4 protein-coding genes, 1 pseudogene and 1 other annotated feature are annotated in these 4,787 nt (G+C 40.9%); all 5 genes and pseudogenes read left to right on the plus strand.

All coding sequences use genetic code 11. From position 1 onward, the window contains the following. Nucleotides 1–50 precede the first annotated feature (50 nt). The 5 genes and pseudogenes from L652_RS0118645 (at nt 51) to istB (ending at nt 4,724) form a co-directional block, all read left to right on the plus strand. Nucleotides 51–1,270 (plus strand): IS3 family transposase gene (locus L652_RS0118645; protein WP_223230517.1). Its coding sequence is split into 2 segments (ribosomal slippage): nt 51–339 and nt 339–1,270, totalling 1,221 coding nucleotides; the frame shifts between segments, so codons are not numbered across the junction. Beyond that, nucleotides 329–445 (plus strand) — a sequence feature (AL1L pseudoknot). (Overlaps the previous gene by 117 nt.) Nucleotides 1,271–1,290: 20 nt before the next feature. Then, the gene (locus L652_RS1000000125005; protein ID WP_139015408.1) at nt 1,291–1,482 is read left to right on the plus strand and encodes a hypothetical protein; all 192 of its coding nucleotides are present in this window, start codon (nt 1,291–1,293) and stop codon (nt 1,480–1,482) included. A 137-nt stretch (nt 1,483–1,619) separates the two neighbouring features. Further along, entirely contained in the window at nt 1,620–2,426 is an 807-nt protein-coding gene (locus L652_RS0118655; protein ID WP_139015409.1) for an ABC-three component system protein, read from the plus strand. Between the two features lie 87 nt (nt 2,427–2,513). Continuing rightward, nucleotides 2,514–3,979, plus strand: a pseudogene (locus L652_RS01000000124125) (IS21 family transposase). Continuing rightward, nucleotides 3,972–4,724, plus strand: a complete 753-nt coding sequence (gene istB, locus L652_RS0118665; protein WP_008108712.1) for an IS21-like element helper ATPase IstB — start codon at nt 3,972–3,974, stop codon at nt 4,722–4,724. Before L652_RS01000000124125 ends, istB begins: the two are co-directional and overlap by 8 nt. Nucleotides 4,725–4,787: the final 63 nt, after the last annotated feature.

Consider the following 4,787-nt stretch of genomic DNA (forward strand, 5'->3'; position numbering starts at 1 on the left):
TGAATCGCCCCGTGTTTGCCAGAGACTCAATAACTTGAGAAACTGGAACTATGAAAAAATCAAATCGCTATACATCAGAATTTCGTGAACGTGCAATTAGGCTTGTTACCACACAACAGCATGAATACCCTTCTCTTTGGGCTGCGCTAGTATCGATTTCAGATAAACTGGGATGTACCCCAGAAACACTTAGAGCATGGGTCAAGAAATCTCAAGCTCAACCGTCTAAACCCTCTTCTAATACGCAATCAACTGAAGAACGCCTTGCCGTCTTAGAGCGCGAGAATAAAGAGCTCAAGCGAACGAATGATATCCTGAGGCAAGCTGCCGCTTTTTTCGCCCAAGCGGAGCTCGACCGCAAACAGAAGTAATAGTGGATTTTATTGATGCTTGCAGAGAGCATTACGGTGTCGAGTCAATTTGCAAGGAATTGCCGATTGCACCATCAACGTATTATTCTCATAAACAGATACAAAGAGAGCCTGAGCGACTGTCTAACCGCAAAAAGCGTGATGCTGAGCTGATAATACTCATTCGCGAAGTGTGGGAGGATAATATGTCAGTTTATGGTGCAAGAAAAATATGGAAGCAGCTACAGCTTGACGACCATCAAGTCGCCCGCTGTACAGTCGAACGATTGATGCGAGTTATGGGAATTCAAGGTGTTCGTCGGGGTAAAGCACATAAGACAACGATACCTGACGAGCAACAAGATAAGCCACTTGATTTAGTTAATCGTCAATTTACTGCTGAGCAGCCAAATCAACTTTGGGTAGCTGACATCACCTATGTTGCCACATGGAGTGGGTTTGTTTATGTCGCTTTCGTGATAGATGTTTTTTCACGATACATTGTAGGTTGGCGTGTATCAACGACAATGCACACAGAGCTTATTCTTGATGCGTTAGAGCAAGCTATTTGGCATCGTGGCAACCCCGAAGGGTTAATTCACCACAGCGACAGAGGCAGCCAATATTTGTCTATACGATACACTGAGCGACTTGCTGAAGCTGGAATTCAAGCGTCTGTAGGCAGTGTGGGTGACTCTTATGACAATGCATTGGCTGAAACAATAAATGGATTATTTAAAACAGAGATTATTCGCAGAAATGGCCCGTGGAAGAATGTTGATGCTGTTGAATACGCAACGTTAGAGTGGGTCAATTGGTTTAATAATCAACGCTTATTATCTTCAATTGGGTATATTTCACCAGCTCAATATGAAACAGACTACTATGATAATTTAAACGAGTCAGGTAAAGTGGCCTGACTTAAACAAACTGGTCTCCGATGAACTCGGGGCGATTCACGCTATGCATTAAGTACATGTACTTTGTTCGTAATAAGTCTGTACATGCAGAAAAAATAGATTCTAGTTTTAGGCTGACAGCGTTGAGTAAAGAAGAAAATGAAATAATATGGTTATCAAATCTTTTAGATTTATTATTAATTGATTTAGTAAATGGTCATGAACATTTTTAACAAGCAAATTTAATCAGAGTGTTATCGACTGTCAGGTTTTTTGTTAAAACAAAAATTAACAAGGCACCCATTCTAAATTTTGTATTTAAGTTTATCTTTAAAAATTTAAAATGGACAATTTAAGGCTAATGGAACTAATGATTGATTATGAGAGGCAAATTCTAGCTTTAGATGATGTGAAGTTAGAGAAGTTAGTTCGTGAATGGGCTGAACAACAAAAAACAAAGTATCACTTGGCCAAACGCTTTGCAGGTGCAGGAGATATGGGAAGAGACGTGGTGGGTTTTTACTCCGAGTCGAAACACGAGGGGGATTGGGATAATTACCAATGCAAACAATATAATAAGGCCTTACCTACTGAACAAGGAATGTTAGAAATTGGCAAGATTTTATATTTTTCTTTTCTTAAAAAATTTTCAATACCTAAAAATTATTACTTTGTTGCTCCCAAAGGAGTAAATCGTAATTTAGAAGCATATATCTTTAATCCTGAAACTTTTAAAGAAGAGCTTATTAAAAACTGGGATAAATATTGTAAAAAATCCTTAGTTCCCTTAGACCATAAATTACTAAAATTTATTCAATCATATGACTTTAATTCAATATACATTGTAGACATCGACACAATTGTGTTGGATAAAAAGTTTAAAAATATTCTTGTGGAGTGGTTTGGAGGTGAGATGCTTCCTGCTCCAGATGGAGTTGTGCCCACTGAGATTCAAAATGAAGAATCAACATATATTCAACAGATATTAATGGCTTACAGTGAGTATGATCAAATTGAATATACACACTTTAAAGATTTAGATGGACATAGTGATTTTGAAATTAATTTAGAAATTCAAAGAGAAAGGTATTTTAGTGCTGATGCTTTTAAACGCTTCTATCGGGATAATACTATTGGAAATTTATTAGGTGCCCTAGAAAAACAGGTATTCTATTAAGCGACAATTACGGTGGCCGGTCTAGCGACAATTATCTTGGCCGGTTGATCTGATAAGGTTCGGTACAGCAGAACGGAGGAGTTCACTGTGCCGGGAACACGAATCACTGATCAGCAGGTCACTATTTATATGAAACATAGAAAGCGTAATAGCCAAGTTATCGCGGCTGCGAAAGCAGGTATTTCTGAACGTTCAGCAAGGCGCATTGATAAACTGGATGAGCAGCCATTGTCTAATAAACGCCAATGGCGAACACGTATAGATCCACTTGAATCTATCTGGGACAGTATTGTTGTCCCTCTACTTCAAGGTGATGCTACGTTAACTCCAGTGGGAATTTTTGATCATCTTTGCGAGTTTCACACCGACAAATTTAACCCGAGCTCACGGCGTACATTAGAGCGTCGAATTCATAAATGGCGGGCACTGTATGGCTCAAGCAAAGAGGTCGTATTCCTGCAAACACACGAGTATGGCCTATTAGGTATATGTGATTTCACACATGTGAAGTCACCCGTTACCATTGCTAGTGAACCCCTTAAGCATATGTTGTTTCATTATCGTATGCCCGCCAGNGCGGTGAAAGCTTTGCTGCTTTTTCTGATGGTGTGCAAAACGCATTTAAAGCAGCCGGCGGTGTGCCTAAAGAAGTGCGTACAGACAGTCTCAGTGCCGCCTATCGTAATCATACTAATGATAATGATTTTACAGAGCGCTTTAATGAGCTAGTTATCCATTATGGCTTTAAAGCGACCCGTAATAACCGCGGTATTGCGCATGAAAATGGGGCTATTGAGAGCCCTCATGGGCATCTTAAATCGCAACTGGAGCAAGCATTAAAAATCCGTGGTAGTTATGACTTTCAGACAAGAGAAGTCTATGAATCGTTTGTTGCAGACATTGTTGCTCGCCGTAATCGCCGTGTAAGTGATAAGTACGCAGTAGAGCAGCGACAATTACACGCTTTACCACGGACGATGAGCGTCAATTACACCGAGCATTATCTAACGGTGTCACGTACGAGTACTATTTCATTGAAACGTGTTACCTATAGCGTCCCGTCACGCCTTATTGGTAGCCGATTACTTGTTCGTTTATATGACAACCGCTTAGAGCTGCGCTATGGCAGCGATTTAGTTCAAACGTTAGCGCGTGTCTATGCTTCTAAAGGGTGCCGTGCACGCAATATTAGTTACTTGCATGTTATTGACGCATTGGTTAAAAAACCATTGGCATTTCGCTACTCACAACTACGTGACGACTTACTCCCAAGCGACAATTACAAAGCTATTTGGGAATACGTTAATACTCATCTTTTAGCGGATGAAGCGAGCTATTACATGGTAAAACTGCTCCATTTAGCAAAACAAAGTGGGTGTGAACGTCAATTAGGACGATTTGTAGCAGTGTCAATTACTCAGCGACAATTACCGGCCATCCGAGAATGTGAAGCGCAATTTTTAGTGATTGCATCAAACATACCCACAATAAAAATAAAGCAACACAGCTTGAGCGCTTATAGCAGCATGATACCGGGAGGTCTACATGGATAACTTCACGGCCTCGTTACCTTTAATGCTGAAACAATTAAAGCTTAGCACCATGCTTCAACAGTGGAATACCCTGGGAAAAAAAGCGATGGAAGAACAATGGAGCCCGCAGCAATACTTGTCTGAGCTGTGCCATGTTGAACTTGCGACACGCGATGACAAACGCCTTCAGCGGCTTTTAAAAGATGCAAAATTGCCAATGGGTAAACACCTTAGCAGCTTCGACTTTACCCTTGTTGATGGGGTTAGTAAGCCCCTTGTTGCTGATTTAATAAATCAGCCGGATTGGTTGAAGCACGGTGGCAATATATTGTTATTTGGCGCCAGTGGTCTTGGTAAAACGCATATCGCCAGTAGCATCGGTTATGGCCTTATCGAGCAGGGCCATAAAGTTAAGTTCGTTGCCGCGTCAGCGATTGTTCAACAACTCCAGCAAGCAAAGCGACATTTACGCTTGCAAGACGAACTTGTAAAGCTCGATAAATACAGCTTATTAATCGTTGATGACGTTGGTTACGTTCGAAAAACTGAACAGGAAACGAGCGTGCTGTTTGAATTGATAGCCCATCGCTATGAGCGACACAGCATGATCATCACATCAAACAAATCATTTGAGCAATGGGATGAACTATTTGAAGATTCAACGATGACAGTCGCGGCAATCGATCGTTTGGTTCATCATGCCACGATTATTCATTGTGAAGGTGACAGCTACCGACGCAAAACAGCGCTCAATAAGAGTAAATAAAATTCGGTATCAACCGGCCAAGATAATTGACGCGGAACCGGCCAAGTTAATTGACGCTAGATA

Source organism: Pseudoalteromonas sp. TB25 (assembly GCF_000497995.1).
Taxonomy (GTDB): Bacteria; Pseudomonadota; Gammaproteobacteria; order Enterobacterales; family Alteromonadaceae; genus Pseudoalteromonas; species Pseudoalteromonas distincta.

What these genes read in the sequence shown, in the direction of transcription:
- L652_RS0118655 (WP_139015409.1), top strand. Translation starts at nt 1,620, where the DNA reads ATGATTGATTATGAGAGGCAAATTCTAGCTTTAGATGATGTGAAGTTA.
- istB (WP_008108712.1), top strand. Translation starts at nt 3,972, where the DNA reads ATGGATAACTTCACGGCCTCGTTACCTTTAATGCTGAAACAATTAAAG.
- L652_RS1000000125005 (WP_139015408.1), top strand. Translation starts at nt 1,291, where the DNA reads ATGAACTCGGGGCGATTCACGCTATGCATTAAGTACATGTACTTTGTT.